The following is a 26,010-nucleotide window of genomic DNA, read 5'->3' as shown; positions in this document are numbered from 1 at the left end:
AAAGTAGTTATGTGGCGGTTAATTTTAGTTTTAGTGTTATTGCTGACAGGTTGTATTAGCGGAGAACCAAACAGAGAAATAGTAACTAATGCGATCGCTTTGCAAACTCGGCAACTTCAACAGCAGTTACAGCAAAACGTTAGTAAATTGGACATTTCCCAAGTAAATATTACCCAAAAGCAGCCATTAAGCATTGACAAATTAACAGGTTATCGAATCCAAGGTACTTATGACTTTACAATTGAGCGGAAACTTGAGCGCGGGAGTATTCCTGCGTCTAAGTTTTCAAAAAAAATAAGCCAACAGAAAAACCCCTTCGATCTTTATTTGCAGCGCCAAAAAGAAGGTAAAACTTGGCGTTTGGCATTGCCGAAAGTGGCTAAAAATGGTGTTTTTACCTGGCTGACTTATGCGATCGATTAGAAATTTAATCAGTAATTAAAGGAATATGCTTAAACCCCAAGTAAATATTATTTTAGGTACGCGCCCCGAAGCAATTAAACTTGCTCCCGTAATTCAAGAGTTTCAAAAAGCCCAATCTGTAGACGTGGAGGTAATTTTAACAGGTCAGCATCGAGAAATGGTCGAACAAGTAATGCAGCTATTTGACCTCAAAGCCGATAAAGATTTAGAGATTATGCAAGCGGGACAATCGCTTACAGATATTACCGAACGTAGTTTACGCGGTTTAGAGAAGTTGTTTAAACAAAATAAGCCGGATTTTGTCATCGTTCAAGGCGATACTACTACAGCTTTTGCAGCGACTTTAGCAGCATTTTATCAACAAATTCCTGTAGGTCACGTTGAAGCAGGATTGCGAACCGACGATTTATTTAATCCCTTTCCCGAAGAAGCCAATCGGCGGTTAATTTCGCAGCTTACGCAATTGCATTTTGCACCCACAACTTTAGCAGTGGAAAATCTGCAACGTTCGGGAGTTGTGGGGGAAATTCACCATACAGGAAATACCGTTATTGATGCTTTACTCGCTGTCGCCAAACGTCAACCAGCTTGCGATATCAAGGGTTTAGACTGGTCAAAATACCGCGTTTTACTCGCAACCGTGCATAGAAGGGAAAATTGGGGCGAACCACTTCAAGATATTGCTCAAAGCTTTTTACAATTATTAGAATTATTTCCCGATACAGCTTTACTATTACCCTTGCATCGCAACCCTACAGTGCGCGAACCTTTACAGCAACTATTAGGCAATCATCCGCGAGTATTTTTAACAGAACCCTTAGATTATGCTCAATTAGTCGGCGCGATCGCCAAATCCTATCTTTTACTAACTGATTCCGGCGGATTACAAGAAGAAGCGCCAAGTTTAGGCAAACCTGTATTAGTATTGCGGGAAACTACCGAACGCCCGGAAGCTGTAACAGCAGGTACGGCAAAGCTTGTAGGCACTAATCCCGATGTCATTGTCTCGAATGCAAAGGAATTATTAAGCGATGAAACTGCTTATCAAAAAATGTCTACAGCAATTAATCCTTTTGGTGATGGTCATGCGTCAGAACGGATTTTGAAACTTGTGGAAAATTATTTAGGTAAAATAACCTCTAATTGACTAAAGCGATCGCGCAGCAAGCCAGATAATGACCGCAATCCCCATTCTTCACTGCGTCTGTGTCCAATAGCTACGCAACTAATCCCAGTTTCAGCTAAAGCTAGTTTACCTGGTTGCCTCAATTGTCCGGTAATGTAAATATTTGCCCCTCGATCTTTAGCTTCGCGGACTAAAACATCTGTCATTGCACCCACCACCGCCACCCGCGAAATATCGCCTGTAGTGCCGGGAATTACGCGATCGCACCCATGAAAAATTTGGTTGAGGCGATCGCAATATTTATCGAAACTATGGCGCTCAATGTCTCCTATCATCCCAATAGCGCGTCCCTCTTTTTCCCCTAGCACTTCCAAATTAGATATTTCTAGTACCGTTGCGAGGCGAGGATTAAAACCAATAGTTAAAGATTCATCAAAAGCTAAATGATAAGCAATTACACCAATATCAACCGTTGGCATTTGCCAAGGGCGATGTAAAAATAGCCCGTCTAAGCGCTCTTGCTGCGTCCAGGCAGCGAGTTCTGACCAAGGTTCTAAGGCAAGTCCAAAACGGGCGATCGCTCTTTCTGATGGTATATACACCCCATTTTGGTCATTGCTAAAACGATCTACCCTAAAAAAGTTAGAGAGAAACTGAGCAATATCGTCTAGATGAATTTGAGAATGGGTAATTATCATTGCTAGGGCGATCCTCGCATCAATTACGAACGTGTAGGGGCGCAATGCATTGCGCCCCTACGGAAAATGTTTATAAATCAAAACGGATTGCTATAGGGCGATCGCGCTTTAAAATAATTTTCACCATAACAAAAGCGAAATTGCCTCACACTAAGGGTATTAATGCGTTTATTTTTGCTGATGTTTAATCCTGATTTCTATTTTGCTGTAACTAATATTCAAAACTTAGTAACTCTATTACAGTTTCCTTTCATGCAAAGAGCGCTCGCTGGTGGGGTATTAATGGGACTCCTAGGCGGCTTACTAGGGAGTTTTGTTACCTTACGTCAACTATCGTTTTTTAGCCATGCAGTCGGTCATGCGGCTTTAATTGGTGTGGCTTTGGGCGTATTACTGCATATAGAACCCACTTTAATGCTTTTGCCCTTTACTTTAGTATTTGGCTTAGTGGTGCTGTATTTAATCGATCAAACTGATTTAGCTAGTGACAACGTACTTAGCATTGTTTTATCGGGGGCTTTAGCTGTCGGTGTTATCCTGACAAGCTTAATTAAAGGCTATCGCGGTAACTTAATGGCGGTACTATTTGGCGATATTCTTGCCATTAATACTACTGATTTAATTTTGACTGCGATCGTGCTAGTAGGTGCGGCGGTTTTTTTATTGTCTACACTTCGCCAGCAAATATTACTCACTCTCAATCCAGCAGTGGCGCAAGTTCAGGGGATTCCTGTACAGTTATATCGTTACTTTTTTGTAGTTTTGCTGTCTCTAGCTGTCGCCGTAGCAATTAAAGCTGTAGGAGTGTTGCTAGTCAATGCTTTTTTAGTCATTCCTGCTTCTAGCGCCAAACTTCTCAGCCATCACTTTACACGCTTTCTCACTCTATCTGTATTTCTTGGGGCAATAAGTAGCCTCGCTGGAATGGTGATATCTGGTTTATTCAACTTAGCTTCCGGGCCTAGTATTGTTTTGGTGCAATTTGTGCTATTTTTGGCGATTTTTGGTACTGCTAAGTTGATAATCAAGACAGCTTAAGTTTTTTTGATTATTTGCTTGCCAAAACTATCTATATTTGCTAGCTTAATAAAGCACTCAAAACACAAGTTGCTGTGCGCCGGGATAGCTCAGTTGGTAGAGCAGAGGACTGAAAATCCTCGTGTCCGCAGTTCAAATCTGCGTCCTGGCATTAATTAAACACAAGCAATTCAGTCACTTCAAGGGTTTTCAGCCTATCTTGAAAAGATTGATTTATAGTAATTCCGTACTATTATTGGTGCTTTTTGAGTACGTTTGTGTAAATAATTGGTGTAAAAGTTATAGAACAGAGGAGTTATTACTATTCATACCGGAGGTCTAATCAATTGTGGACTTGTAGGGGCGCAAGGCCTTGCGACGGAAAATGATTATCAGAAAAGTGGGTAAAAACCCCGTTGCTTCAGCACGGCTTTTCTTGATTCTGGATATACTTTTTCAGAACCTCAATAGGCGCACCACCAACAGAACTAACAAAGTACGATGGACTCCAGAGAGCTTCCTTTCCATAAGGCTTAGGGTGTCCAGCTTGACCGTAGCGGCGGCTAGATACTCCCTTTAGCGCGTTAACCATTTGAGAGATAGAAAGCTTAGGGGGAAATTCAATTAGTACATGGATGTGGTCAGATTCTCCATTAAATTCAAGTACCTGAAAATCCATTTTTTTTGCCACTTCATTAAATGATATTTCAATCAAACTAAGGCTTTCCGAAGTAAACACCGACCGACGATATTTAGTTACGCACACCAAATGTATTTTAAGGCTAGAAACAGAGTGTCTTTCCCTGCGTAATTGGGTTGTCATTTACTGTAGACCAAGTTAATATATAGCTGTAGACCAATTTTAGCATAAGCAATGAAAGCTAGGTATCAATACCGTTTCTATCCGACAAACCAACAGCAAAAGAGACTGCGATCATTGTTTGGTTGTGTGCGAGTAGTTTGGAATGATGCCCTAGCTTTTAGCAAAGAGACGGATAAGTATCTGGGCTACAACAAATTAGCTGGATTGTTAACTCAAACTAAAAAGACTGATGAGCGTAAATGGTTGTCTGAAGTATCTTCAGTCCCCTTGCAACAGTCTTTAAAAGCAATAGACTCCGCTTACAAAAACTTTTTTGATTCCTGCAAAGGCAAAAGAAAAGGTAAAAAAGTAGGTTATCCCAAATTTAAAAAGAGGACTAACAAGCAATCGGCTACCTTTGTGACTTCTGGGTTTAGCATTAAAAATGGTTCTGTCTATTTAGCTAAAATTGGCAATCTTACGCCTATTTGGTCAAGAGCTTTGCCATCTGAGCCAAGTTCAGTAACCGTCATTAAAGATTGTGCCGACCGCTATTTCTTAAGCTTTGTAATTGAAATTGAATCAGTTTCTACAGAAGCTATTAATCAAAGCATCGGGATTGATTTAGGTATTAAAACCTTTGCAGTGATGTCTGACGGAACTAAAGCAGTAAGCCCTAGCTATAAAAAGTTAGATCGTAAAGTTCGCTCATTTCAAAAGAAATTAGCCCGTCAACAAAAAAATTCTAAGCATAGGAATAAAACCCGCCTAAAGATAGCAAAAACCCACAATCGAATAGCTGATACTCGTAAAGACTTTTTGCATAAACTATCTACTAAAGTTGTTAGTGAGAACCAAACAATAATTTTAGAAGATTTGAATGTCTCTGGTATGGTCAAAAATCGCAAACTATCTAGAGCAATTAGTCTCTTAGGATGGCGTGAATTTAGGACTTTTTGTGAAGCTAAAGCAGAAAAATATAACAGAGACTTTCGAGTAATCAGTAGATGGGAACCCACTAGCCAAATATGTAACGATTGCGGCTATAAATGGGGGAAGCTAGACCTATCAATAAGGTCTGTACTTTGCATCAATTGCGGTATTCAACAAGATCGCGATGAGAATGCAGCTAAAAATATAAACAAAGTCGGCACTGGGCATAGGCACGACTCTAAACGGACGCAGAGACAGAGTAAGACTACTTTGGTAGCATCCGTCGTTGAAGCGTCAAGAATCACTGCGGCTTCAGCCCAGTGAGTATGTCAAAAAACATATACAATCGCTATATATTAAACAAAAAAGCGATTGTATTAAACAACCGCTTTTTTAACTTCTCTAATATTTTCCTTTTTTCCGAGCTAATTTTTCCTGTTTATTGCGTCGCCTATGTGCCGCAACTACCGCCTCATCTACGGGATATCCAATTAGCGGAATTGCTTGATATTGGCGTTCTTCTTCGCGTTTTTTGACTTCTGTATAATCTAACCAATGGATGCAATCGACTGGACAAGTATCAATGGCTTCTTGAATTAATTCTTCTGAGTCCCCATCTTGGCGAATTACCCGCGATCGCCCATAATCTGGCTCAATATAAAAGGTATTTCGGGCTACATGGGCGCAATGCTTGCAACCAATACAGATTACTTCATCTACATATACGCCATTTTGCCGGACTATACCCCCCAATTCTGGCTCGAAACCAGAACGCTCCGGATTGTCTCGAAAAATTCCCCCTAATTCTGGTTCTAATTCCGAGCGCTCTTGTCCAAATTCAGCCATTAATTACTCCAACGCTGCACTAAAAGCCGAATTGAACCATCGGTATTTTGTTGTTGTTCGGAAATTTGAAAACCTTGCTTTGCTGTTTCGTTAACTACTGTATGGTAAGCATAACGTTGAGTTACCTGGCGCAAGAAACCCTTAACGGATAAAGGTTGTTGCCAATATTGTAAATCCGCTACCAATTCGTATTCTTTGCCATTCCAGCTAAACCCTAAATCATAGCCGTTTTCTTGCTCAATTGCGATCGCCGCTTCCCGGCTTTGTCCCCGATAACCCCGTACTGTCTCAGGTTCGGCTTTCCACTTAATTCCTAAATCCGTAAGCGCAGCTTGTAAAGAGTTTAAGTTGCGGATTTGAGTTTTGATTTGGCTAAAATGTGACATGGTGTTTGTAAGTAAAGAAGACTAAACAAAATAAAAAATATAAGCTACCACGAATTCAAGGCATTTTGAGTTGTAGTAACGTTAGTTTGATAAACTTGAGCGGTAAAAAAGTCTGAGGTTTGTTCTGTGTCAACTACTGTTCCTAACTGGGCTTCAATGGCTGCGGTAACTTCCGCACAAGAAGCGCCAATAATTCCGGTAACTGTTTCCATCACTCTACCGTCTGGATAAATAACAAACTCTAAAGTTTCCATATATCGCTAAATTTCCTACAGCATAGAATTACATAACTGTACTAAAAATTTACATAACTTAAGCAAAAATTGCTTATAACTAATTTGTCAGCTATGTAGCTTACTTTTTCATCTATCAAATTAGATAGAATCCAAAAGATACAAAAATTATAAATAACTGAGCGGTGGCATTAGTTATATGTAAGTTTCCCTTAACTATACGCTGCCGTCAAGGGAGATAAAAAACTTTACAATTAGCGCGATCGCTTTCTAACGTTACAAATAAAGGAATTTTTGCGCTAAAAGAGGCGAAATAAAGCGGCAAAAGTTTACGATAATTAAAATTCGTTCAGTATGGGTAACAGGCATGAGTGCCGATATTAAAAGTTTTACTACTCCAATGCGCGTAGGAGTATTGGGTTTTGGTGGATTAGGACAAGCGGCGGCTAAATTAATTGCCCCCAAAAGCGAGATGATTTTAGTAGCAGTAGCCGATCTCAAAGGCTATGCTTACGCCCCCCAAGGGTTAAATGTAGATAAATGTATTAGTGCTTATAGCTCTCAAGGCTCGGTAGGATATTTACAAGCCGAGGGAATACTCAGTAACCAAAGTATTCAAGAATTAATCGAAAACTCGGAAGTAGATGGTTATTTTTTAGCCTTACCTAACTTGCCAAATACCTTTATAGCGTCTGTAGCGCAAATGTTTATGCGATCGCATTGGCAAGGAGTATTAGTAGACGCAATCAAACGCACAAGCGCTGTAGAGCAACTATTAGCCTTAAAATCAGACTTCCAAGCTGCCAAAATTACCTATTTAACAGGCTGTGGCGCAACACCAGGATTACTAACCGCCGCCGCCGTTTTAGCGGCCCAAAGCTACGCCGAAGTTCATAGCGTCAAAATTACCTTTGGCGTAGGAATTGCCAACTGGGAAGCTTATAGAGCAACAATTAGAGAAGATATCGCTCATTTACCAGGTTATAGCGTCGAAAGAGCAAGAGCCATGACTGACGCACAAGTAGAAGCTTTGCTAGATGAAACTAATGGCGTATTAACTTTAGAAAATATGGAACACGCCGACGATGTGATGTTGGAATTAGCTGGGATATGCGATCGTGATCGCGTTACTGTTGGAGGCGTAGTCGATACTCGTAATCCCAAAAAACCCCTCAGCACCAATGTTCAGGTAACGGGTAGAACCTTTGAAGGCAAAATTTCCACTCATACTTTTACTCTAGGAGACGAAACCAGCATGGCAGCAAACGTTTGCGGAACTGCTTTTGGTTATCTCAAAGCCGGAATTGGACTGCAAAAGCGGGGAATTTACGGTTTATTTACGGCGGCGGAAATTATGCCCCAGTTTGTCAAATAGAATTGTAGAGACGTTTCACCGAAACGTCTCTCTAAACATTTTCTTTGGTCAACGAAGCTATTTCTTCATTATCCGCCGTAATTACTTGCGGCACAAAAGGCAAATTTGCACCTTGCAAGCCTTTTTTTATTCTTTCTGGAGTTTCTGGAAAGACCACAAACAAAGGGTGAATAGCATTAGCTCCTTCACTAAAGATATGTTTGTAGCGGGGAGGCATTACCCATTCATAATCCTTATCTAGCCAAACTTGAATTTGTCGCCAGCGCCGCAGTAAATCAGAAAAATCTTCATCAGGGCGGTGAATAAAAACAAAAAGCTCTATGCCTGTCTTGATTTTCCATTCTGGATCGCACATTAATATAGCCACTTCACAAGGTAGCATTCTAGTTTCCGTAGTTTTTTCAGAAAAGCTAGAAGCGGGTTGACGCAAGCGCACAACTGGTAAAGGAATAGTAATTAAACTTTCTTCAGCGCGACGGAGACTAGGAATAGCCTCTAAATAAGGACGGTGTTGCTTGAGAAGTGCGATCGCAGATCCTGGATTGCTGTATTGTGCCAATAACTGTTCGTAATCAGATTTTTTACTCGTCATATTTTAAATTAGCTATTTTTTAGGCAAACAAAAACCTTTAGAACTAAAGGTAAATTGCAGGGGTGTTAGTCTCCCCTACACAACTTTTTTGTTTTAACCTAGAGTTTCAAATACCTTAAACATTGGTAAATACATTGATAGCAAAATTACTCCTACCATTCCGCCTAAAACCACAATCATAATTGGTTCGATGACGCTGGTAAGCGCTTTTACTGCTTGTTCTACCTCGTCTTCATAAAAATCAGCTACTTTCATCAGCATTTGATCTAATTCCCCAGTTTCCTCACCAATACTAATCATTTGAATCGCCATAGTTGGAAAAACTGCATCTTTCTTCAAAGCCAAACTAATCATGCCACCTTGCTGAATCTCTAACCTTGAAGCATCCAAAGCATTAGCAATTACTTGATTTCCCGCCGTATCGCGGACAATTTCTAAAGCCGTCAAAATCGGTACGCCTGAACGAGTCAAAGCGCCAAAAGTCCGGCTAAAACGAGCTACGGCAGATTTTTGAATCAAGTCGCCAAACAAAGGTACTTTTAAAGAAAGGCGGTCTATGGTTTCTCGACCAAGCCGAGTTCTGTAGTATTGCTGCAAAAAGAAACTACTACCCATAAATACAACAATCGGAATAAAAACCTTCCAACTTGTAATTGTTTCGCTAATGGTAAGCATAAACTGCGTTAGAGGCGGTAACTCTACGCCTAATTGTTTGAAAATATCCGCAAAAATTGGAATTAGAAATATTGTCATACCCAAGAAAATCAGTAAAGCTAATATGCCCACAGCGATCGGGTAAGCTAAAGCGGATTTAATTTGATTTTGTAGTCTTGCGACATCTTCCAACAACTTAGATAAACGATTCATAACTTCGTCAAGTACACCGCCAACCTCTCCTGCTTGCACCATGCTGACGTACAAATTATCAAAACATTGCGGGTGCTTGCGCATTGCATCAGAAAGGTTTACTCCCTGCTGCACGTCCTCACTAATTTCAATTAAGGCTTTTTTTAGCTTTGGGTTAGGCGCTTGTTCAGCTAGTACCCCAAGGCTGCGAACGATCGCTACTCCCGCATTGGTCAACACCGCAAACTGACGGGAAAAAACCGCTTTGTCCTTAACAGAAACTTTTGCCAAAGCGGCGGTAAATTGACTGAGGTCTAAATCTCCACTTAGTTTAAATTCTTGAGCTTGCTTCAAGTCTTGAATTACAAGACCTCTTTCCCGTAAGTTGGAACGGGCTATAAAGGGGGAAGCTGCAATAACTTTTTCTTTTCTCGCATTCCCTTTAGAATCTCGAACACGGGCAACGTAGGTAGGCATAGCCTTTCTCCTAATAATTTGTAATAGATAACTTAGTAAATAGAGAAGCTTTTATAACATCTCTAGAGAAAACTAACGAGCTTGCATACCCGCCATTCCTGGTTTTGCGCCTGGTGTTGCGCTTCCCGGAACTCCACCAATCAAACGCTGTAACTCATCAACTTTAGACGTTTTAGACATCGCAGCTTCAAAAGAGATAGTTCCAGCTTTGTACAAGTCCGATAACACTTTCTCCAAAGTTTGCATTCCCAACTTACCCCCTGTTTGAATTGCTGAGTAGATTTGAGCGGTTTTGCCTTCCCGAATTAAGTTAGAAATAGCCGGGGTAACAATCATAATTTCTTGCGCCATTACCCGTCCAAATTCGTTAGGTTTAGGCTTTTTCTTAGATACTAAAGTTTGACTAAATACGGCAATCAAAGAGTTAGATAGCTGGACGCGGATTTGTTGTTGTTGCTCAGGAGGGAAAACATCCACCATCCGGTCAACAGTTTGAGCGGCAGAACTTGTGTGTAAAGTTCCAAATACTAAGTGACCAGTTTCCGCCGCCGAAATTGCCAACTGGATAGTTTCTAAGTCGCGCATTTCTCCTACCAAAATCACGTCTGGATCTTCGCGCAAAGCTGCTCTTAAAGCGTTAGCAAAGCTTCTCGTATCTTCTCCCACTTGACGCTGGTGAATCAAACTTTTCAGTGGTTCGTAGATAAATTCGATCGGATCTTCCACCGTCAAAATATGCTCGGAGCGAGTCATATTGATATTATTGATCATGGAAGCTAGGGTTGTAGTCTTACCCGATCCCGTCGGCCCCGTTACCAGTACAAGTCCTCTGGGCTTTTCGGATATTTCCCGGACGATGTTGGGCAAATTTAATAATTCCATCGCCGGAATTTTGGAAGACAAAGCCCGCAAACAAGCCGCATAAGTACCGCGATCTTTATATACGTTTACCCGGAAGCGAGCTAACCCCTTTACACCATAGGAGCAATCTAGTTCCCAGTTTTGCTCTAAGTTTTTGCGTTGGGTGTTGTTGAGCATACTAAATATTAGTCGCTGACATTGTTCTGGGGTCAATGGTTCGTGTTCTGTGGGCGTTAATTTGCCACTGACACGAATGTAGGGAGGTAAACCCGCCGATAAGTGCAAGTCGGAGCCACCACTTTCCACTACTTGCTCCATTAAGTCTTCAATCATGTACTCCATGTTTTTTCTCCTAGTTAAATATATTTAAGGCTGGAAATAGCAACGTCGTTGTTTTAGGGCAAATCTTAAACTTAAAATTGTTTATTCTTGAAAACGATTAGTCATGCAGTAAGGACAATCTAACCATTCTTGTTGTAATTGAGCATGGCAATTACGGCATTCCAAAGAACTTTTGCGTTTGGCTTTGAGTTCAGACTCTAATCCCGAATCGGTAAAGGTTACTCGTTCTACTTCTTCCAAAGTTGTACTTCCTTCTCTTACCAAGTTGAGGCTATAAGCTAGCAAAGTGACCATTCCTTCTTCTACGGCAACTTCTTTGAGCCTTTCGGTGGGCGCTCCTTCAGTAATCAAAGTTTGCAACCGCTCGGTGATCCGCATAACTTCATAAACACCACAACGTCCTTTGTAACCTATTCCACTACAGTTTGAGCAAAGTTCCCCAGTATTTCGAGCTTGCTGGATTTGTTCTGGTTGTAAACTATTGGCTTTGTAAAGACTAATTGCGACTTCTTGAGAAGAACTTGATAAGCCAAATCTAGCAAGTTCTGCCGCCGTTGGGGTGTAAGCAATCTTGCACTGAACACAAACGCGCCGTACTAGACGTTGGGCAACTACCCCCAAGAGCGAACCCGATACCATGAAGGGTTCTACACCCATTTCGTCTAACCGCGAAATTGCTCCGGCGGCATCGTTGGTATGGAGAGTAGTTAAAACTAAGTGTCCGGTTAAAGCCGCTTCAATTGCCGTTTTAGCTGTTTCTTTATCGCGAGTTTCCCCCACTAATATTACATCAGGATCTTGGCGCAAGAAGGAGCGCAAAATTGAAGCAAAATCCATGCCTTTTTCCCGAATTACCTGTACTTGGGTAATTCCTGGTAAGGAATACTCAATTGGATCTTCGGCGGTACTAATATTTACGCCCGGATCGTTGCGTTCGGCGAGGACTGAGTATAGAGTGGTGGATTTGCCGGAGCCTGTAGGCCCAGTAACGAGCAATAACCCAAAGGGACGACTTGCCATATCTCGGACAATTTGGAGGCTTACAGGGTCGCTAATTAATTTGTCTAAGCCAAGCTGGGTAGAAGCGTTATCTAAAATCCGCAGCACGACTTTTTCCCCGTAGCGGCTAGGTAGGGTACTAACTCGAAAGTCTACTTTGCGCCCTTCAAACATTCGGCGGATGCGTCCATCTTGAGGCATCCGCCGTTCGGCAATATCTAAGTCCGAAATAATCTTAAACCGGGCGGTAACGGCGGGGACAATTTGTTTGGGCAGATGCTCAAAAGCTTTACGCAACACGCCATCTTTACGAAACCGAATGCGCAGATGTTCTTCTTGGGGTTCGATATGGATGTCAGAAACTTTTTCTTGCAGCGCTTTGACAAGAATTTTATTTACTAAAGCAATGATGGGAGCCGCCCCCGCATCTTGCACCGCCGCCCCCAAATCTGCGTCTACGTCATCGGGGTCCTCTTGCAAGTCCAGATTTTCGAGTTCGGATTTTACATCAACGGACTTTTCTATATCTATCAGCTTTTGTTTTTCAACTTGCTCGTCTAGATATTTGGAGAGGATTTGCTGAAAGTCCTCTTGGGTAATCACCATCCTTTGGAGGCTCAACCCTTTGGGGCGCAAAATTCGGTTCAAAGTGTCTTGAGCATCTAGGTTATCAGGATCGACCATCGCCACCAGCACCGAAGGCGGTGAAGTATCATTTTTGGCTAAAGGAATTAACCGATAGCGACGACAAGCATCTACAGGAATGAGAGTATCAATTAAGTTTCCGGCGGCAGGGATGCTAGTTTCACTAACTTCGGGATCGAGGAATTCAACCCCGTAAAGAATTTTTAGTTCAAATAACTGCTGCTTTTTATAGTGTCTAATCAAGTCGGGGGTGAGTTGTTTCCCCGTAATCGATTCTAAAGAATCTGTCAGAGATTTTCCCGATTTGCGGCTCTCTGTTAAAGCTTGATGCACTTGATCGCGGTTAGCATAGCCCGCTTCAATTACTTTATTGCCAAAAGGAGATAGGTCATTTTTAACAATTAGCGCTCGTCGCTGCTGTGGGGAGTAAGTCATAAATAATTTGTGATAAAAGTTGCTATAGATAGAGTATGCCCCAACCCTAGGTTAGAGTTGCTATGCAAAAGCATTTTGTGGCAAAAAATATAAATAAATAAACCTAGGAAGAAGTTTTAGCTGTCTAAGGCTGCCAAAAATGGCTGGAATAATCTAAATACAAATTTCTGTTTGGTTAATTGTAAGTCAACTTAGACCTTGGAGGCGGCTAGAAAAGAGGTTCTAGCCATCGAATAGCAACAAAATGTCTTTTTCGGGCAATTTATTTTTAAAACTTTGCTATTCCAGGGTTAATTGGTGCATCCTAGAGAAAGTAAATGAAGAAAATATGCCTCTTAAAGAACAGTTTTGAGCATCTAGGATTAGTGCATAATGGTTGAGGAAAAATAAACAAACAATACACTAAGTCAATTACAGAACCCCTAGAAAACTCAAAAGTAACAATGGAGACAACACCAGCAAAAATGAATTCTAACTTTGATGCCAATAGCGAGGAAAATCCCCAAGTCGTCGAATCAGCTAATTTATCAAGGGAGGAAATCCCCCTAGATGAAAATACTGTCGCCTCGGCTAGTGAAAATAATGGCAATTATCAACAAGCATTAGCCCAAAAAGAACAAGAAGTAGAAGCGCTAAAAACTCAAGTAGAAGAACGTACCAGCCAATATTTGCGAATTGTGGCAGATTTTGATAATTTCCGCAAACGCTCTCAAAAAGAAAAAGACGAGTTAGAACAGCAAATTAAAGGCAATACAATTACGGAGATGCTGCCAGTAGTAGATAATTTTGAACGGGCGCGATCGCAACTTAAACCCCAAACCGACGCGGAGATGAACATTCATAAAAGTTATCAAAGCGTATACAAACAACTGGTAGACTGTCTCAAACGCCTGGGAGTTGCCCCCATGCGCCCCGAAGGGAAGGAATTTGACCCTAGTCTTCATGAAGCTGTCATGCGCGCTCCCAGCGCTGAACCGGAAGGTACGATATTAGAGGAATTAGTACGCGGATACTTCTTAGGCGATCGCATTTTGCGCCACGCTATGGTCAAAGTTGCGGCTCCTATAGAGTCCGTGGTAACCTCAGAAGAAAATTCGGCAACTTCTCCAGAAGAAAGTTAGCTTGTCTTGACTCAAAAAATTTTCCCCGCTTCTAACTTCTAAGCCTTGTAAACACCACTTCCCACCCACTAACCCTTGAAAACAACTGCTACTAAGTATGGGAAAAGTCATCGGTATCGACTTAGGCACAACAAATAGTTGTGTTGCCATCTTAGAAGGTGGTCAACCAACAATCATTGCTAATTCCGAAGGCGGACGCACTACCCCAAGTGTATTAGCCTTTGGTAAAGGTAGCGATCGCTTAATTGGTCAATTGGCAAAGCGCCAAGCCGTGACCAATGCGGAAAATACAATTTATAGTATCAAGCGTTTTATTGGTCGGCGCTGGGATGATACGGCTAGCGAACGCCAAAGAGTCACTTATAAGTGCGTGAAAGGGCGAGACGATACGGTAGATGTGCAAATTCGCGGGCGCAACTACACCCCTCAAGAAATATCGGCGATGATTTTGTACAAGCTCAAACAAGATGCGGAAAATTTTTTGGGGGAAACGGTAGACCAAGCAGTAATCACCGTACCAGCCTATTTTACTGATGCTCAAAGGCAAGCTACTAAAGATGCTGGCACTATTGCCGGATTAGAAGTTCTCCGCATTGTCAACGAACCCACCGCCGCCGCCCTTGCCTATGGGTTAGATAAGCTCAATCAAGAACAAAAAATTTTGGTATTTGACTTAGGGGGTGGCACGTTTGATGTCTCAATTCTGCAACTAGGATCGGGAGTATTTGAAGTTAAAGCCACCTCTGGTAACAATCATCTGGGTGGCGATGATTTTGATAACTGTGTAGTTTTGTGGATGCTATCCCAATTCCAAGAACAAGAGCAAATTGACTTGTCTCAAGACAATATGGCAACCCAAAGGCTTAGAGAAGCCGCAGAAAAAGCCAAAATAGAACTTTCCGCGCTGGGATCAACGTCAATCAATTTACCCTTCATTACTGCCGATGCCACAGGGCCAAAGCATTTAGCAATGGAACTAAGCCGCTCCAAATTTGAGGAGATAGCTGGACACTTGGTAGAGAGAACTATCGAACCAATGGTACAAGCGCTTAAAGATTGTGAACTCAAGCCTTCAGACATTGATAAAGTAATTTTAGTTGGCGGTTCGACGCGGATTCCGGCGGTGCAAAATGCGCTACAAAAATTCTTTGGTGGCAAAGCTACTGATAAATCAGTTAATCCCGACGAAGCTGTAGCTTTAGGAGCAGCAATTCAAGGTGGCGTTTTGGGTGGCGAAGTTCAAGATGTATTGCTATTAGATGTCACGCCGCTATCGCTGGGAATTGAAACTTTAGGGGAAGTATTTACTAAAGTAATCGAACGCAATCGGACAATTCCCACCAGTAAAGCCCAAATATTTTCTACAGCTACCGATGGACAAATTTCTGTAGAAATTCATGTCCTTCAGGGCGAACGGGCGATGGCAACAGATAATAAAAGCCTGGGTAGATTTGTTTTAGCCGGGATTCCCCCTGCTCCGCGCGGAATGCCGCAAATTGAGGTAAGTTTTGAAATTGATGTCAACGGTATATTAAAAGTTGCTGCTCAAGACAAAGGCACAGGTCGAGAACAAAGCATTCGGATTACAAGCACTGGAGGATTAACTACTAGCGAAATAGAAAGGATGCGCCTTGAAGCTGAAGTATATGCAGAGCAAGATAAAAAACGCATTGAATTAATCGATTTACAAAATCAAGCAGAAAATTTGATCTACAGTTACGAGTCCACGTTAAAAGACAACGGCTCTTTGGTTGCAGAAGCGTTGAAGGGTGAAGCAGACGCAAGCGTAATTTTGCTGCGAGGACTATTCAACGATCCGGCAATTACAATAGACAGAGTCCAACAACAGTTAGACCAATTCCAGCAGTTATTGCTCACAATTGGCACAAGCGTTTATCAAAAAGCTAATTCTTCAGGAGCGCACGACTTCGTAGAAACTACAGTTTCACCGCAAAACAAAGAAACAATACCCCAGTCTACCAAGGCTTCTGTACCAATAACCGCAGAAGTATTCGATCTAGACTTTGCCGAAGAAGATAGCACAGTAACCGTTGATTATGAAGCAATTGAGTAAAGTAGGCTTGTTGTAGTTGCAGTTATTTGTCTACATTTAATTAAGAGAACTAACGCTAATAGCTATTAGCTTTCCGCTCTATCCGTAAACTTTATCTATAAACGAAGCAGCGCTCTATGGCCCGCGACTACTACGAAATTCTGGGTGTCTCTCGTAATGCAGACAAAGAAGAACTAAAATCCTCTTACCGCCGCCTAGCCCGGAAATATCATCCTGATGTCAATAAAGAAGCTGGAGCCGAAGACCGCTTTAAAGAAATTAGTCGTGCTTATGAAGTCTTATCGGAACCCGAAACCCGCGAAAGATACGATCGCTTTGGCGAAGCTGGAGTAGCCGCCGGTGCTGGCGGAGCCGGATTTCAAGACTTTAGTGATGTGGGCGGCTTTGCGGACATATTTGAAAATTTGTTTAATAATTTTGCTGGCGGTGTCGCCGGAGGACAAAGTCAAAGGCGGCGCAATGGGCCAGTACGCGGCGATGACTTGCGTTTAGACCTCAGACTAGACTTTCGCGAGGCGGTATTTGGTGGCGAGAAAGAAATTCGCATTTCCCACCTAGAAACTTGTGAAATATGTAGCGGTTCTGGTGCTAAACCTGGTACTCGTCCCCGCACTTGCTCAACTTGTACTGGTTCTGGTCAAGTGCGCCGCGTCACCAGAACGCCCTTTGGCAGTTTTACTCAAGTATCGGCTTGTCCTACCTGTAACGGTACAGGGCAGATGATTGAAGATAAATGTGAAACTTGTGATGGCAAAGGCGCGCACCAAGTTACTAAAAAACTGAAAATTACTATCCCTGCGGGAGTAGATAACGGTACGCGTTTACGCATCTCCTCTGAGGGTGATTCCGGGCAGCGCAACGGGCCTCCAGGGGACTTGTATGTGTATTTGTTCATTAATGAAGATGCGGAGTTTAAACGCGACGGCATCAATATTTTATCGGAAATTAAAATTAGCTATTTGCAAGCAATTTTAGGCGCTCGGCTGGAAATAAATACTGTAGATGGCCCGGTCGAACAAGTTATTGCCCCTGGAACTCAACCACATATAGTTTTGACTTTAGAAGATCGCGGCGTGCCGCGTTTAGGCAATCCGGTAAGTCGTGGCAATCATTTAGTTACAGTTTTAGTAGATATTCCTAATAAAATTAGTAGCGAGGAACGGGAGCTATTAGAAAAATTGGCAAAAATTAAAGGCGATCGCACGGGGAAAGGTGGTAGAGATGGCTTGTTTGGTAAGTTGTTTCAATAATGAGTAATATATCTACTCCTGATGCCAAGCTAGATTTACGCGGTACACCTTGTCCGATCAATTTTGTGCGGACTAAACTTCGTTTAGAGCAGATGCCGCCAGGGGCATTATTAGAAGTATGGCTAGACCCCGGAGAACCGATCGAGCAAGTCCCTGATAGCCTAACTATGGCGGGTTACAGTATCGAACATATAGCACCCGTTGCCAGCTATTATTGTTTGTTAGTTCGTTGTCCTCTGTCTACAGCATGAAGCCAGAGGACGAGCTACAATTACCCTCTAACTTGCCCTTAACGGGTACAGTAATTGCTGTTCAAGCCAATTATTATCAAGTTAAGTTAGAGCTTAGTGCTTCGCCCTTATTACTCTGTACTCGGCGAGCATTGCTCAAGAAAATGGGGCAAAAAGTCATGGTAGGCGATCGCGTAGAAGTGGTAGAACCCGATTGGGCAGGCGGACGCGGAGCAATTTCCCAAGTTTTCCCCAGACATACACAATTGGATCGTCCTCCCGTTGCTAATGCCCAGCAAATTTTATTAGTTTTTGCCTTGGAAGAACCAAAAATAGAGCCTTATCAATTAAGCCGTTTTTTAATTAAGGCAGAAACTACAGGTTTAGAAGTGTACTTATACTTAAATAAAAGTGACTTATTGACCCCCGAACAGTTGCTTGATTGGCGTAAACGATTGCATAAGTGGGGTTACGATCCCGTTTTTATCAGCGTCCATCAAGCCGCTATCGAACAGATCCAAGGTCAACTAGATAACAAAATTACTGTCGTTGCTGGGCCTTCAGGGGTGGGAAAATCTAGCTTAATTAATTATTTAATTCCTAATGCTAAAGTGCGTACTAGCGAGGTTTCGGGCAAATTGGGCAGAGGTCGTCATACTACGCGCCACGTTGAACTATTCCAGTTGCCTAAAGGGGGCTTACTTGCCGATACTCCAGGTTTTAATCAACCAGACTTGGACTGCGAACCAGAAGAATTAATTAATTACTTTCCCGAAGCTAGGGAGCGTTTAGCCGTTGCTCATTGTCAGTTTAATGACTGTACGCACCGAGACGAGCCAAACTGTGTTGTCCGGGGGGATTGGGAACGCTACGAGCATTATTTAGAATTTTTGGCAGAGGCGATTACTCGTGCTACATTACGCGATCGCACAAGCGACCCCGAAGCTACTACGAAGTTAAAAACTAAGCGTGGTAAAAATCAGTACGAACCGAAGCTTGAAACTAAAAAATATCGTCGTACATCTCGCCGCAGTCAGCAGCAAGGATTGCAAAAGTTTGATGAAGATGGGTAATGGGTGACAATGACTAGAAGGCTTAAAATTAAAAATCATTATTCATAGTAGAGATCAGATCATGGCTGCCACTGTTGAAATTTACACTTGGAGAACTTGCCCCTATTGTATTCGTGCTAAACAGTTGCTCCAAAGCAAAGGCACGCAATTTACCGAGTACAGTATTGATGGCGATGAAGCCGCGCGCAGCCTAATGGCTAAACGTGCCAATGGTAGAAGGTCTGTACCGCAAATATTTATCAACGACAAACATATCGGCGGTTGCGATGATATGTACGAATTAGACTGGCAAGGCAAGCTTGACGAACTGCTGACGGCTAACAACAGCGTATAATTTGGTGATACTTTAGTCCATTGCCCATTAATCATCAAACAATACTTGTGTTAAAAATTGCCTTTATTATCGATCCCATTGCCCTTCTCGATCCCCTCCACGATACTAGCGTCGCGCTGATGGAAGCCGCGCAATTGCTAGGTCATCAAGTTTGGATAACTCAGGCAAACTCACTAAGTGTCGTTGCTAGCAAAGCTTGGGCGACCTTAGAATCAGTGCAGTTGCAAAAAGCGGAATTAGTAGCAGGGCGATGGGTAATAAAATCTCCTTGGTATCAACTAGGCGATCGCATTTTTGCCCCGCTAGAAACGATGGATGCCGTTTTTATGCGTACCGATCCCCCGATAGATTCCCTTTATCTCTACGCTACTTACATTCTGGATTATATAGACACCAAAACTTTAGTGGTCAATAATCCCCAAGGATTACGGGCGGCTAATGAGAAAATGTACGCTTTGCAGTTTACAAATTCTATCCCCGAAACTATTGTTAGTCCCGATAAACAAGTTATTCGGGAATTTATGGAAGCAAAAGGGGCGGCAATTTTGAAGCCTTTGGGTAATAAAGCTGGAGAAGGAATACTTTATTTAGAGCCGGGCGATCGCAATTTTAATTCTATCGTTGAACTAAGTACCTTCCAAGGCAGAATTCCGGTGATGGTGCAAACGTTTTTACCTGCCGCCAAGCAAGGAGACAAGCGGATTATCTTACTTGATGGCGAACCTATTGGCGCTCTCAATCGACTTTCTAGCGGTAACGAATTTCGCAATAATATGGCGGCTGGAGGTACAGTAGCCCAAACGGAAATTACCGAACGCGAACAGGCAATCTGTAGCGAACTTGCGCCCAAACTGCAAGCTGATGGCTTGTATTTTGTCGGTATTGATGTTATTGGTGGCTACTTAACCGAGGTCAATGTCACAAGTCCTACCGGGATTAGAGAAATAGATCGCCTAGAAGCTACGCACCTAGGGCAACAAGTAATTCAATGGGTAGAACAAAAGCAATAGGGAAAAATCTAAGTTATTTTTCCCTATTGCCTTCTTAACGGGAAGGTCGTCTTCTTTGCAGAAAATCAGGAATATCTAACCCGGTTTTTTCTTTGGGTTCGTAACTTGCGGCGCTGGGTGGGGGTGTAGTAGGCTGCGGCGTTTTTGTCGTCTGGGCTACTTTAGTAGCCGTGGGCGATGCAGCCACCGCTTCGCCAGTAAACCCGGTGGCAATAACTGTAATCCTGACTTCTCCTTGCAGTCTTTCATCAATTACAGCGCCAAAGATAATATTGGCATTGGGGTCTACTACTTCGTAGATAATTTCGGCGGCGGCGTTGACTTCATGCAGTGTCAAATCGCTGCCACCAGTGATATTAAAAATAACCCCTCTAGCCCCTTCAATCGAGGACTCTAAGAGCGGAGACGAAATCGCCGCATTGGCGGCTTCTTGGGCGCGAGATTTGCCCGATCCTACGCCAATACCCATCAAAGCCGAACCCGCATCTGCCATAATTGCTCGGACATCAGCAAAATCTACATTCACTAAACCGGGAATCGTAATAATATCCGAAATTCCCTGCACGCCCTGGCGCAATATATCATCGGCAAACCGAAAAGCCTCCTGTACGGGGGTTTGTTCCGAAATTACTGACAACAATTTGTCGTTAGGAATCACAATCAACGTATCTACTCGGCTTTCTAGCCCCTCAATACCTTGCTCTGCTTGGCTTGTCCGCCGCCGACCTTCAAATATAAATGGGCGAGTCACAACTCCAACGGTCAGCGCTCCCATCTCTTTAGCTATTTCTGCAACTATAGGTGCAGCCCCTGTACCTGTACCGCCACCCATTCCAGAGGTGATAAATACCAGATCCGCATTTTCTAAAGCCGCCGCAATTTCATCGCGAGATTCTTCCGCAGCTTTTTGACCAATCGCTGGATTACCCCCAGCTCCCAAACCCCGCGTTAATTTCTGCCCTATTTGCAAGCGTTTGACGGAGGCTGACTGTACCAAAGCTTGAGCATCGGTATTAATTGACCAAAACTCAATTCCCGATACGTTGCTTGCAATCATGCGGTTTACAGCATTTCCACCACCACCACCAACACCAATTACTTTGATATTTGCTACTCGACCGGGGACAATAGGATTACTTAAGTCGTCTGTTGCTGGCATTCCCTTGTCGTCGTGACCGAAATTAAGCCCTGTATTGTTAAAAGGATTGTGAGAATTTACTGCCAGTGTAAACGCTGACTGTCCTGGTGATTGAGAATTATTATGGGCAAGCCCTTGTTTATTGTTGAGCGACATTGCAATTTTCAAACTACTTTTATAAACGACTTTGGGCAATTTGGCTAAGAGTCTACTATAATCCCGTACTTTTACGAATCCGTCTGAGTGTTCAGCTTATTTGATTACAAAAAATTTGGAGTATAGAATCAACTTTTGGGCAGTTTTGAGGATCGTAGATCCTAGGACAAGCAATTTACTCCTTAGCTTAAAGTTTTGTTAGATAACTAACAAGGTAGTTTTGAGCAAAAGTAATGCCAAACTTGTTTGCTAGTGCGATCGCACTTAAACTCCCCTAAACTTTTTGATTCAAGGAGCGAATAAACTCTCGAATCACGTCAGTTTTAGTCCTTTGGGCGTTGTGACAATATTGCTCTAAAACTTTCATTTCTGTTTCTGGAAGTCTAATACTAAGGTGACTTTCTAACATAGATGCTGCAATATGCTTTACAGTCCCTAGGTTACACTACCTACAAGAATTTCGCTTAACTAATGTGTTTTTTTGCTCTCCAAAAGTTCTATTGAGGGCGGGGATCAGGTTTTTTGGTTCGTTTATCTAGCTGTGAACCTACCAAAGTCATTTGTACCGATGGAGTTGCAGGATTTGTGAGGTCAATATAAGCAACGTCTTGAAGATTTATTTGCTTAGGTAAATACCGCATTTTTTCGAGAACTTGGAGCTTATCGTTTAATTTTGAGCTATAAGCGCCCAAATGTACGACTCCTAGCTCAGTTTTTAAAATTAAATTGTTGGGATTTTGCCAATCAATTTCGCTGACTTGAATATTAAGACTATTTACAGCTTGATAAACTTGCGTCCAGTGAGATTGGTACTGTTTTACTTCTCCCACAACTTTTAGTTTGGGCATTTTAAACGATGTACTATTAGGCGGGTTGTAGCTTTGCTGAGGTATCCATACACCATCAAGGGCAATTAGACCTGGCGAAGTTGGATTTTTGGTTAAGGCGATCGCTACTGGTACTCTTTCAATAACTTTTACGCTCAAGCTAGGCGGAAATAGAGAGCGCGTTACACTCGCTTGGGCGATCGCTGGTTGGGCTTCCAAAGATTGTGCCAATGCTTCGGGCTTAATTTCTATCAACGTTTGTGGATAAGCAATTTTTAATAGCGATTGAATTGCTTGGGTAGTTAAAAGCTTATTTCCTGTAACATTAATTTGTCCAGCTTCTCGCACTATCCACACAGGCTGAGTAACTCCCCATACCAATCCTCCCAATAGTCCACCAATTGCCACAGTTCTCCAAACTGATTTGATCTGTTTTAATCGTCTATGACGACGCAGCAGGGAACGGCGTTGAGTCAATTCTCCTTGAGAAACGGAGGCAATATTATTCATAGTAATCTGACAATTTATGTTGGTGTGATTTCCTTGCTTTTAAAAATAGGCTTTTTGCTGCCAAATCCAGCAGTTTTTTAAGCCTTATTTTTCACGAATAAATAAAATTAATCAGCTAATTTTAAAGGGTATATTACCACAACTGGCTAAAATTGCTAGAAGGAAAATCCCACAGAAATTATCAGGATTTAGGCGTTTTTTTTCCTGTCGGAATAGAAGCAATCAGGCGGCGGGTGTAGTCTTGTTGTGGGGATCGATAAATACTTTCGGCGGCTCCTTGTTCGACAATTTGCCCTTGATTCATCACTAAAATGCGATCGCTCATAAACTTAACTACATTCAAATCATGAGAAATAAAAATGTATGTTAGGTTAAATTCTTTTTGCAATTCCTTCAGCAAGTTTAATACTTGTGCTTGCACTGAGACATCTAAAGAGGAAACCGATTCGTCACAAATGATAAATTTAGGTCGCAACGCCAACGCCCGCGCAATACAAATTCTTTGCCGTTGACCGCCAGAAAATTCATGAGGATAACGATTGACTAAGACCGGATCTAGTCCTACTCGCTCCAAAAGTTCCGCCGCAATTTTGCGCCGATGGCGATCGCTATTGCCTCTACCATGAATTACCAATGGTTCAATTACCGCATCGCCAATTTTTAGGCGGGGATCGAGGGAGCTAAAGGGGTTTTGAAAAATAATCTGTATTTCCTGGCGCAGTTTTTGCAAAGCCATACCGCGAATTGTCGCCACATTTTGCCCCTCAAACATTACACTGCCGCTAATGGGGGTAATTAATTTTAGTAAAGTCCGTCCCAAGGTAGTTTTACCGCAACCAGATTCGCCGACTAAACCTAAAGTTTCCCCAGGGTAGACTTGAAAAGAAACCCCTTTAACTGCCATAAAATAACGTTTTGTTTGACCAAAAGCTCCCGCTTGGCGAAAACCTACTTGCAAGTCACGGACATCTAGCAAGGGGTTTTGCTTAGTTAGATTTGCTAAACGCTGCTCCAAGGCATCTGTTGTAACTTCTGGGGGTGGTAAAGGGCTTTTTTCTTCAATGTGGACGTGACCATTTTCTACTCTTGTCATGCCCATAAAATCAGCAACTGTAAGCAGGTATTGCGATCGCACTTCTAAGTTGGGACGACAAGCAAGTAACCCTTTAGTGTAAGGGTGCTGGGGTTGAGTAAATACGCTTTCTACAAGTCCACATTCGACAATTTGTCCTTGGTACATCACCGCTATTGAGTCGGCAATTTCTGCCACCAGTCCCAAATCGTGAGTAATAAAGATCATTGCCATTTGACGGCTTAAGCTCAATTCCCGCAGCAAGTCTAATATCGTAGCTTGTACCGTAACATCCAAGGCGGTAGTGGGTTCGTCAGCGATTAAAATGGCGGGGTTACAAGAAATTGCCATAGCGATCGTTACTCTTTGCAATTGACCGCCAGAAAGTTGATGCGGATAGCGATCGAGCATGGCTTGTTTTTGCTCGTCTACGGCTTGAGCTAATTTGCGCTTATTTTGTCCTAAAGCAGTTTTAGTTGCGATTAATTGAGCTTCTAATTCTTCGTTGCTAGGTATGAGCTTAACTTCTTGGAGCAAACCTAATGCTATGCGTCGCGCTTCTATAGTTGATACTTTTTGGTGGCGCAGTATAGCTTCTAACAACTGAAAGCCACAGGTGTAGACTGGGTTTAAAGCGCTCATTGGCTCTTGAAACACCATGGCAATTTTGCCACCTCGGTATTGACGCATTTGCTCTTGAGATAGCTTTAATAAGTCTACCTTTGGCTGGTGTTCGTCTTTGAACCAAATTTCACCGCCGCTAATTACTCCAGGACTTGGCACTAATCCCATTAATGCTAAAGATGTAACAGATTTACCAGATCCCGATTCGCCAACAATTCCTAGAGTTTTACCTTGTTCTAACTTAAAAGAGATACCTTGCGCTGCCGTAGTTACTTTGTTGTCGGTAATAAATTCAACTTGTAAATTGCGAACATCTAAGACTGTTTCACTCATAGGAATTGTGGGTCGGTCGCTAAAAATTAACTGGATTTTAACAGTGCTTTTGGTTGTTTTCTGTGCATTTAACTAATATTTGGATTTTTAATCCGTCAGCTACGTTCTGTAGCTGACGCAAGTTTTAAAACGGAATATCGTCGTTGTCCGCACTGTAGTCCGGTAACGGCGCTGGAGGTTCGGGGCGAGTAAACCTGTCACTACTATGATCGCTTTGCTCGCCTTCGGGATCGCTTTGAGGGCTTTGGTTGTAGCTACTTACACTCACCGGCGATCGCATTTCATAATTATCTGATTGGTCGCCGCTACTTACGGAGGATTCAAGATTTGTTCCCGCACCCAAAGGATAAATCTTTTGTACCGTTAATTCGGCTCTTTTTTCTTTGTAACCATCTTGTTGAACGCTATTCATGGTCAAACGTCCTTCGATAATTACGCGATCGCCTTGATGGTAAGACTTTTGAATCTCTTGAGCCAAATTTCCCCAACCGACTACTTTTAGCTGGGATGGAGCGTTTGCGCCGCGCTCAGTAAATTCTACCAACATTTCGGCGATCGCCATTTGGTCAGAGGTAAAGCGCAACTGCGGTTCTTGAACAATTTGAGCCATTAAAATGCAACTATTCATAAAATCATTATGCTGCCTAACTAATTTTGCCTGACTTTGAGTAGATAACAGTTCTGTCTGTTGCTTATCCCATTACCGTTTCTTGATTGATTTCTACACTTGCCTCTTGCTCTTGCTCCACAAATAATTGAACGCGAGCGCGGTAATCCCTCAAACTGCTATCTACCCACTCTCTATCATTACTGTTAGCGTACAAATGTACCAGTGGTTCGCTGGCATCAGGCAAAATTAGCACCCAGTTGTCATTTTGAGGATTAATAATTTTGACTCCATCAACCAACTCTAAATCCTGGGCGGGATGAGTTTCAACCAAATGGCGCATTAACGCACCTTTGACCGTCCAGGGACAACGTACAGTGTAAGTTTTGTGATAAACGCGCGGTAACTCTGTTCGCACCGAAGCTAAACTGCGCTCTTGGATAGTCAGCATTTCAATAAGTTTGGCGATCGAGAACATGGCATCAAACCCTGGATGTAGCTGCGGGAAAATAAAGCCAATATCGCCGCTTCCCCCCATAACTACATTGGGATCGTTTTGACATTCTTCCATCAACGCGGTGGGGTTAGCTTTGGTACGAGTAACTTTGGTTCTTC

At 42.5% G+C, this 26,010-nt stretch carries 27 protein-coding genes and 1 tRNA gene; 13 read left to right on the top strand and 15 right to left on the bottom strand.

The genetic code is table 11. The features are described 5' to 3' along the window. Nucleotides 1-9: 9 nt before the first annotated feature. Both SYN7509_RS0217270 and wecB read left to right on the top strand, forming a co-directional pair. Nucleotides 10-423 carry a hypothetical protein gene (locus SYN7509_RS0217270; RefSeq protein WP_009633380.1) on the top strand — a complete coding sequence of 138 codons (414 nt, stop codon included), beginning with the start codon at nucleotides 10-12 and terminating at the stop codon, nucleotides 421-423. A 25-nt stretch (nucleotides 424-448) separates the two neighbouring features. Next, a complete protein-coding gene (gene wecB, locus SYN7509_RS0217265; RefSeq protein ID WP_009633379.1) occupies nucleotides 449-1,570 on the top strand; it encodes a non-hydrolyzing UDP-N-acetylglucosamine 2-epimerase in 1,122 nt (373 codons plus the stop codon). On the opposite strand, the gene SYN7509_RS0217260 is transcribed toward wecB, so the two are convergent. Next, a complete protein-coding gene (locus tag SYN7509_RS0217260) occupies nucleotides 1,543-2,247 on the bottom strand; it encodes a Nif3-like dinuclear metal center hexameric protein (RefSeq protein ID WP_009633378.1) in 705 nt (234 codons plus the stop codon). The two genes, wecB and SYN7509_RS0217260, sit on opposite strands and share 28 nt — an antisense overlap. A gap of 162 nt (nucleotides 2,248-2,409) precedes the next feature. Between SYN7509_RS0217260 and SYN7509_RS0217255 the strand changes: the two genes are divergently transcribed. Continuing rightward, a complete protein-coding gene (locus SYN7509_RS0217255) occupies nucleotides 2,410-3,285 on the top strand; it encodes a metal ABC transporter permease (protein ID WP_009633377.1) in 876 nt (291 codons plus the stop codon). A 78-nt stretch (nucleotides 3,286-3,363) separates the two neighbouring features. Then, nucleotides 3,364-3,436, top strand: a tRNA-Phe gene (locus SYN7509_RS0217250). A 249-nt stretch (nucleotides 3,437-3,685) separates the two neighbouring features. On the opposite strand, the gene tnpA is transcribed toward SYN7509_RS0217250, so the two are convergent. Beyond that, the gene (tnpA, locus tag SYN7509_RS0217245) at nucleotides 3,686-4,087 is read right to left on the bottom strand and encodes an IS200/IS605 family transposase (protein WP_009633376.1); all 402 of its coding nucleotides are present in this window, start codon (nucleotides 4,085-4,087) and stop codon (nucleotides 3,686-3,688) included. Between the two features lie 51 nt (nucleotides 4,088-4,138). Here tnpA and SYN7509_RS0217240 point away from each other — a divergent pair, with 51 nt between their 5' ends. After that, nucleotides 4,139-5,323: an RNA-guided endonuclease InsQ/TnpB family protein gene (locus SYN7509_RS0217240; RefSeq protein ID WP_009633375.1), complete on the top strand. Its 1,185-nt coding sequence runs from the start codon at nucleotides 4,139-4,141 to the stop codon at nucleotides 5,321-5,323. A gap of 78 nt (nucleotides 5,324-5,401) precedes the next feature. Here SYN7509_RS0217240 and SYN7509_RS0217235 read toward each other — a convergent pair whose 3' ends face one another. From SYN7509_RS0217235 to SYN7509_RS0217225, 3 genes are read right to left on the bottom strand one after another with little or no spacing between them, the layout of a single operon-like run. Then, nucleotides 5,402-5,845 (bottom strand): ferredoxin, encoded by a 444-nt coding sequence (locus SYN7509_RS0217235; protein WP_009633374.1) that lies wholly within the window; start codon nucleotides 5,843-5,845, stop codon nucleotides 5,402-5,404. Then, nucleotides 5,845-6,231: a DUF1257 domain-containing protein gene (locus tag SYN7509_RS0217230; protein WP_009633373.1), complete on the bottom strand. Its 387-nt coding sequence runs from the start codon at nucleotides 6,229-6,231 to the stop codon at nucleotides 5,845-5,847. Before SYN7509_RS0217230 ends, SYN7509_RS0217235 begins: the two co-directional genes overlap by 1 nt. Before the next feature lie 44 nt (nucleotides 6,232-6,275). After that, nucleotides 6,276-6,485 carry a DUF2997 domain-containing protein gene (locus tag SYN7509_RS0217225; protein WP_009633372.1) on the bottom strand — a complete coding sequence of 70 codons (210 nt, stop codon included), beginning with the start codon at nucleotides 6,483-6,485 and terminating at the stop codon, nucleotides 6,276-6,278. Nucleotides 6,486-6,831: 346 nt separating this feature from the next. Here SYN7509_RS0217225 and bioU point away from each other — a divergent pair, with 346 nt between their 5' ends. Beyond that, the gene (bioU, locus tag SYN7509_RS0217220) at nucleotides 6,832-7,839 is read left to right on the top strand and encodes a (S)-8-amino-7-oxononanoate synthase BioU (RefSeq protein WP_009633371.1); all 1,008 of its coding nucleotides are present in this window, start codon (nucleotides 6,832-6,834) and stop codon (nucleotides 7,837-7,839) included. Nucleotides 7,840-7,870: 31 nt separating this feature from the next. Here the strand turns inward: bioU and SYN7509_RS0217215 are convergent, their stop codons facing one another. The 4 genes from SYN7509_RS0217215 to SYN7509_RS0217200 form a co-directional block, all read right to left on the bottom strand. Further along, the gene (locus SYN7509_RS0217215) at nucleotides 7,871-8,431 is read right to left on the bottom strand and encodes a hypothetical protein (RefSeq protein ID WP_009633370.1); all 561 of its coding nucleotides are present in this window, start codon (nucleotides 8,429-8,431) and stop codon (nucleotides 7,871-7,873) included. 93 nt (nucleotides 8,432-8,524) lie between these two features. Continuing rightward, on the bottom strand, nucleotides 8,525-9,754 hold the full coding sequence (locus SYN7509_RS0217210) for a type II secretion system F family protein (protein WP_009633369.1): 1,230 nt from the start codon (nucleotides 9,752-9,754) through the stop codon (nucleotides 8,525-8,527). Between the two features lie 72 nt (nucleotides 9,755-9,826). Continuing rightward, the gene (locus SYN7509_RS0217205) at nucleotides 9,827-10,957 is read right to left on the bottom strand and encodes a type IV pilus twitching motility protein PilT (RefSeq protein ID WP_009633368.1); all 1,131 of its coding nucleotides are present in this window, start codon (nucleotides 10,955-10,957) and stop codon (nucleotides 9,827-9,829) included. 81 nt (nucleotides 10,958-11,038) lie between these two features. Then, nucleotides 11,039-13,036 carry a GspE/PulE family protein gene (locus SYN7509_RS0217200; RefSeq protein ID WP_009633367.1) on the bottom strand — a complete coding sequence of 666 codons (1,998 nt, stop codon included), beginning with the start codon at nucleotides 13,034-13,036 and terminating at the stop codon, nucleotides 11,039-11,041. A gap of 410 nt (nucleotides 13,037-13,446) precedes the next feature. On the opposite strand from SYN7509_RS0217200, the gene grpE reads away from it, so the two are divergent. The 7 genes from grpE (at nucleotide 13,447) to gshB (ending at nucleotide 20,128) form a co-directional block, all read left to right on the top strand. Then, nucleotides 13,447-14,157, top strand: coding sequence for a nucleotide exchange factor GrpE (gene grpE / locus SYN7509_RS0217195; protein ID WP_227501566.1), 711 nt, complete (start codon nucleotides 13,447-13,449; stop codon nucleotides 14,155-14,157). A gap of 97 nt (nucleotides 14,158-14,254) precedes the next feature. Then, a complete protein-coding gene (gene dnaK, locus SYN7509_RS0217190) occupies nucleotides 14,255-16,231 on the top strand; it encodes a molecular chaperone DnaK (protein WP_009633365.1) in 1,977 nt (658 codons plus the stop codon). 116 nt (nucleotides 16,232-16,347) lie between these two features. Continuing rightward, nucleotides 16,348-17,481, top strand: coding sequence for a molecular chaperone DnaJ (gene dnaJ / locus SYN7509_RS0217185; RefSeq protein WP_009633364.1), 1,134 nt, complete (start codon nucleotides 16,348-16,350; stop codon nucleotides 17,479-17,481). Then, nucleotides 17,481-17,732, top strand: a complete 252-nt coding sequence (locus tag SYN7509_RS0217180) for a sulfurtransferase TusA family protein (protein ID WP_009633363.1) — start codon at nucleotides 17,481-17,483, stop codon at nucleotides 17,730-17,732. The genes dnaJ and SYN7509_RS0217180 overlap by 1 nt, the downstream gene beginning before the upstream one ends. Further along, the gene (gene rsgA, locus SYN7509_RS0217175) at nucleotides 17,729-18,784 is read left to right on the top strand and encodes a small ribosomal subunit biogenesis GTPase RsgA (protein WP_009633362.1); all 1,056 of its coding nucleotides are present in this window, start codon (nucleotides 17,729-17,731) and stop codon (nucleotides 18,782-18,784) included. The genes SYN7509_RS0217180 and rsgA overlap by 4 nt, the downstream gene beginning before the upstream one ends. Nucleotides 18,785-18,845: 61 nt before the next feature. Then, entirely contained in the window at nucleotides 18,846-19,118 is a 273-nt protein-coding gene (gene grxC, locus SYN7509_RS0217170; protein WP_009633361.1) for a glutaredoxin 3, read from the top strand. Between the two features lie 47 nt (nucleotides 19,119-19,165). Then, nucleotides 19,166-20,128, top strand: coding sequence for a glutathione synthase (gshB, locus tag SYN7509_RS0217165; protein ID WP_009633360.1), 963 nt, complete (start codon nucleotides 19,166-19,168; stop codon nucleotides 20,126-20,128). A gap of 34 nt (nucleotides 20,129-20,162) precedes the next feature. Here the strand turns inward: gshB and ftsZ are convergent, their stop codons facing one another. The 6 genes from ftsZ to SYN7509_RS0217135 form a co-directional block, all read right to left on the bottom strand. Next, nucleotides 20,163-21,287, bottom strand: a complete 1,125-nt coding sequence (ftsZ, locus tag SYN7509_RS0217160; protein ID WP_227501565.1) for a cell division protein FtsZ — start codon at nucleotides 21,285-21,287, stop codon at nucleotides 20,163-20,165. Nucleotides 21,288-21,696: 409 nt separating this feature from the next. Next, nucleotides 21,697-21,831, bottom strand: coding sequence for a CopG family transcriptional regulator (locus SYN7509_RS26255; RefSeq protein WP_009633358.1), 135 nt, complete (start codon nucleotides 21,829-21,831; stop codon nucleotides 21,697-21,699). Nucleotides 21,832-21,919: 88 nt separating this feature from the next. Continuing rightward, a complete protein-coding gene (locus SYN7509_RS0217150) occupies nucleotides 21,920-22,759 on the bottom strand; it encodes a cell division protein FtsQ/DivIB (RefSeq protein WP_009633357.1) in 840 nt (279 codons plus the stop codon). Between the two features lie 181 nt (nucleotides 22,760-22,940). Beyond that, complete coding sequence (locus SYN7509_RS0217145; protein WP_009633356.1) at nucleotides 22,941-24,788, bottom strand: ABC transporter ATP-binding protein; 1,848 nt, start codon at nucleotides 24,786-24,788, stop codon at nucleotides 22,941-22,943. Between the two features lie 124 nt (nucleotides 24,789-24,912). Then, nucleotides 24,913-25,416, bottom strand: coding sequence for a single-stranded DNA-binding protein (locus SYN7509_RS0217140; RefSeq protein WP_028954399.1), 504 nt, complete (start codon nucleotides 25,414-25,416; stop codon nucleotides 24,913-24,915). 64 nt (nucleotides 25,417-25,480) lie between these two features. Continuing rightward, nucleotides 25,481-25,966, bottom strand: coding sequence for a phosphohexomutase domain-containing protein (locus tag SYN7509_RS0217135; protein WP_009633354.1), 486 nt, complete (start codon nucleotides 25,964-25,966; stop codon nucleotides 25,481-25,483). Nucleotides 25,967-26,010 lie beyond the last annotated feature (44 nt).

The sequence above is a fragment of the Synechocystis sp. PCC 7509 genome, from assembly GCF_000332075.2.
In the GTDB taxonomy this organism is placed as follows: domain Bacteria; phylum Cyanobacteriota; class Cyanobacteriia; order Cyanobacteriales; family Chroococcidiopsidaceae; genus Aliterella.
The sequence above is the reverse complement of the archived record's forward strand: the minus strand, read 5'-3'. Positions and strand labels throughout refer to the sequence as shown.

Excerpts from the sequence above, each read along its gene's own strand:
- dnaK (WP_009633365.1), top strand. The coding sequence starts at position 14,255 with ATGGGAAAAGTCATCGGTATCGACTTAGGCACAACAAATAGTTGTGTT.
- SYN7509_RS0217140 (WP_028954399.1), bottom strand. The coding sequence starts at position 25,416 with ATGAATAGTTGCATTTTAATGGCTCAAATTGTTCAAGAACCGCAGTTG.
- SYN7509_RS0217205 (WP_009633368.1), bottom strand. The coding sequence starts at position 10,957 with ATGGAGTACATGATTGAAGACTTAATGGAGCAAGTAGTGGAAAGTGGT.
- SYN7509_RS0217235 (WP_009633374.1), bottom strand. The coding sequence starts at position 5,845 with ATGGCTGAATTTGGACAAGAGCGCTCGGAATTAGAACCAGAATTAGGG.
- SYN7509_RS0217135 (WP_009633354.1), bottom strand. The coding sequence starts at position 25,966 with ATGGAAGAATGTCAAAACGATCCCAATGTAGTTATGGGGGGAAGCGGC.
- SYN7509_RS0217230 (WP_009633373.1), bottom strand. The coding sequence starts at position 6,231 with ATGTCACATTTTAGCCAAATCAAAACTCAAATCCGCAACTTAAACTCT.
- rsgA (WP_009633362.1), top strand. The coding sequence starts at position 17,729 with ATGAAGCCAGAGGACGAGCTACAATTACCCTCTAACTTGCCCTTAACG.
- SYN7509_RS0217150 (WP_009633357.1), bottom strand. The coding sequence starts at position 22,759 with ATGAATAATATTGCCTCCGTTTCTCAAGGAGAATTGACTCAACGCCGT.
- tnpA (WP_009633376.1), bottom strand. The coding sequence starts at position 4,087 with ATGACAACCCAATTACGCAGGGAAAGACACTCTGTTTCTAGCCTTAAA.
- dnaJ (WP_009633364.1), top strand. The coding sequence starts at position 16,348 with ATGGCCCGCGACTACTACGAAATTCTGGGTGTCTCTCGTAATGCAGAC.
- SYN7509_RS26255 (WP_009633358.1), bottom strand. The coding sequence starts at position 21,831 with ATGTTAGAAAGTCACCTTAGTATTAGACTTCCAGAAACAGAAATGAAA.
- wecB (WP_009633379.1), top strand. The coding sequence starts at position 449 with ATGCTTAAACCCCAAGTAAATATTATTTTAGGTACGCGCCCCGAAGCA.
- SYN7509_RS0217260 (WP_009633378.1), bottom strand. The coding sequence starts at position 2,247 with ATGATAATTACCCATTCTCAAATTCATCTAGACGATATTGCTCAGTTT.
- grxC (WP_009633361.1), top strand. The coding sequence starts at position 18,846 with ATGGCTGCCACTGTTGAAATTTACACTTGGAGAACTTGCCCCTATTGT.
- SYN7509_RS0217270 (WP_009633380.1), top strand. The coding sequence starts at position 10 with ATGTGGCGGTTAATTTTAGTTTTAGTGTTATTGCTGACAGGTTGTATT.
- SYN7509_RS0217240 (WP_009633375.1), top strand. The coding sequence starts at position 4,139 with ATGAAAGCTAGGTATCAATACCGTTTCTATCCGACAAACCAACAGCAA.
- SYN7509_RS0217145 (WP_009633356.1), bottom strand. The coding sequence starts at position 24,788 with ATGAGTGAAACAGTCTTAGATGTTCGCAATTTACAAGTTGAATTTATT.
- ftsZ (WP_227501565.1), bottom strand. The coding sequence starts at position 21,287 with ATGCCAGCAACAGACGACTTAAGTAATCCTATTGTCCCCGGTCGAGTA.
- bioU (WP_009633371.1), top strand. The coding sequence starts at position 6,832 with ATGAGTGCCGATATTAAAAGTTTTACTACTCCAATGCGCGTAGGAGTA.
- SYN7509_RS0217225 (WP_009633372.1), bottom strand. The coding sequence starts at position 6,485 with ATGGAAACTTTAGAGTTTGTTATTTATCCAGACGGTAGAGTGATGGAA.
- SYN7509_RS0217180 (WP_009633363.1), top strand. The coding sequence starts at position 17,481 with ATGAGTAATATATCTACTCCTGATGCCAAGCTAGATTTACGCGGTACA.
- SYN7509_RS0217255 (WP_009633377.1), top strand. The coding sequence starts at position 2,410 with ATGCGTTTATTTTTGCTGATGTTTAATCCTGATTTCTATTTTGCTGTA.
- SYN7509_RS0217210 (WP_009633369.1), bottom strand. The coding sequence starts at position 9,754 with ATGCCTACCTACGTTGCCCGTGTTCGAGATTCTAAAGGGAATGCGAGA.
- SYN7509_RS0217215 (WP_009633370.1), bottom strand. The coding sequence starts at position 8,431 with ATGACGAGTAAAAAATCTGATTACGAACAGTTATTGGCACAATACAGC.
- SYN7509_RS0217200 (WP_009633367.1), bottom strand. The coding sequence starts at position 13,036 with ATGACTTACTCCCCACAGCAGCGACGAGCGCTAATTGTTAAAAATGAC.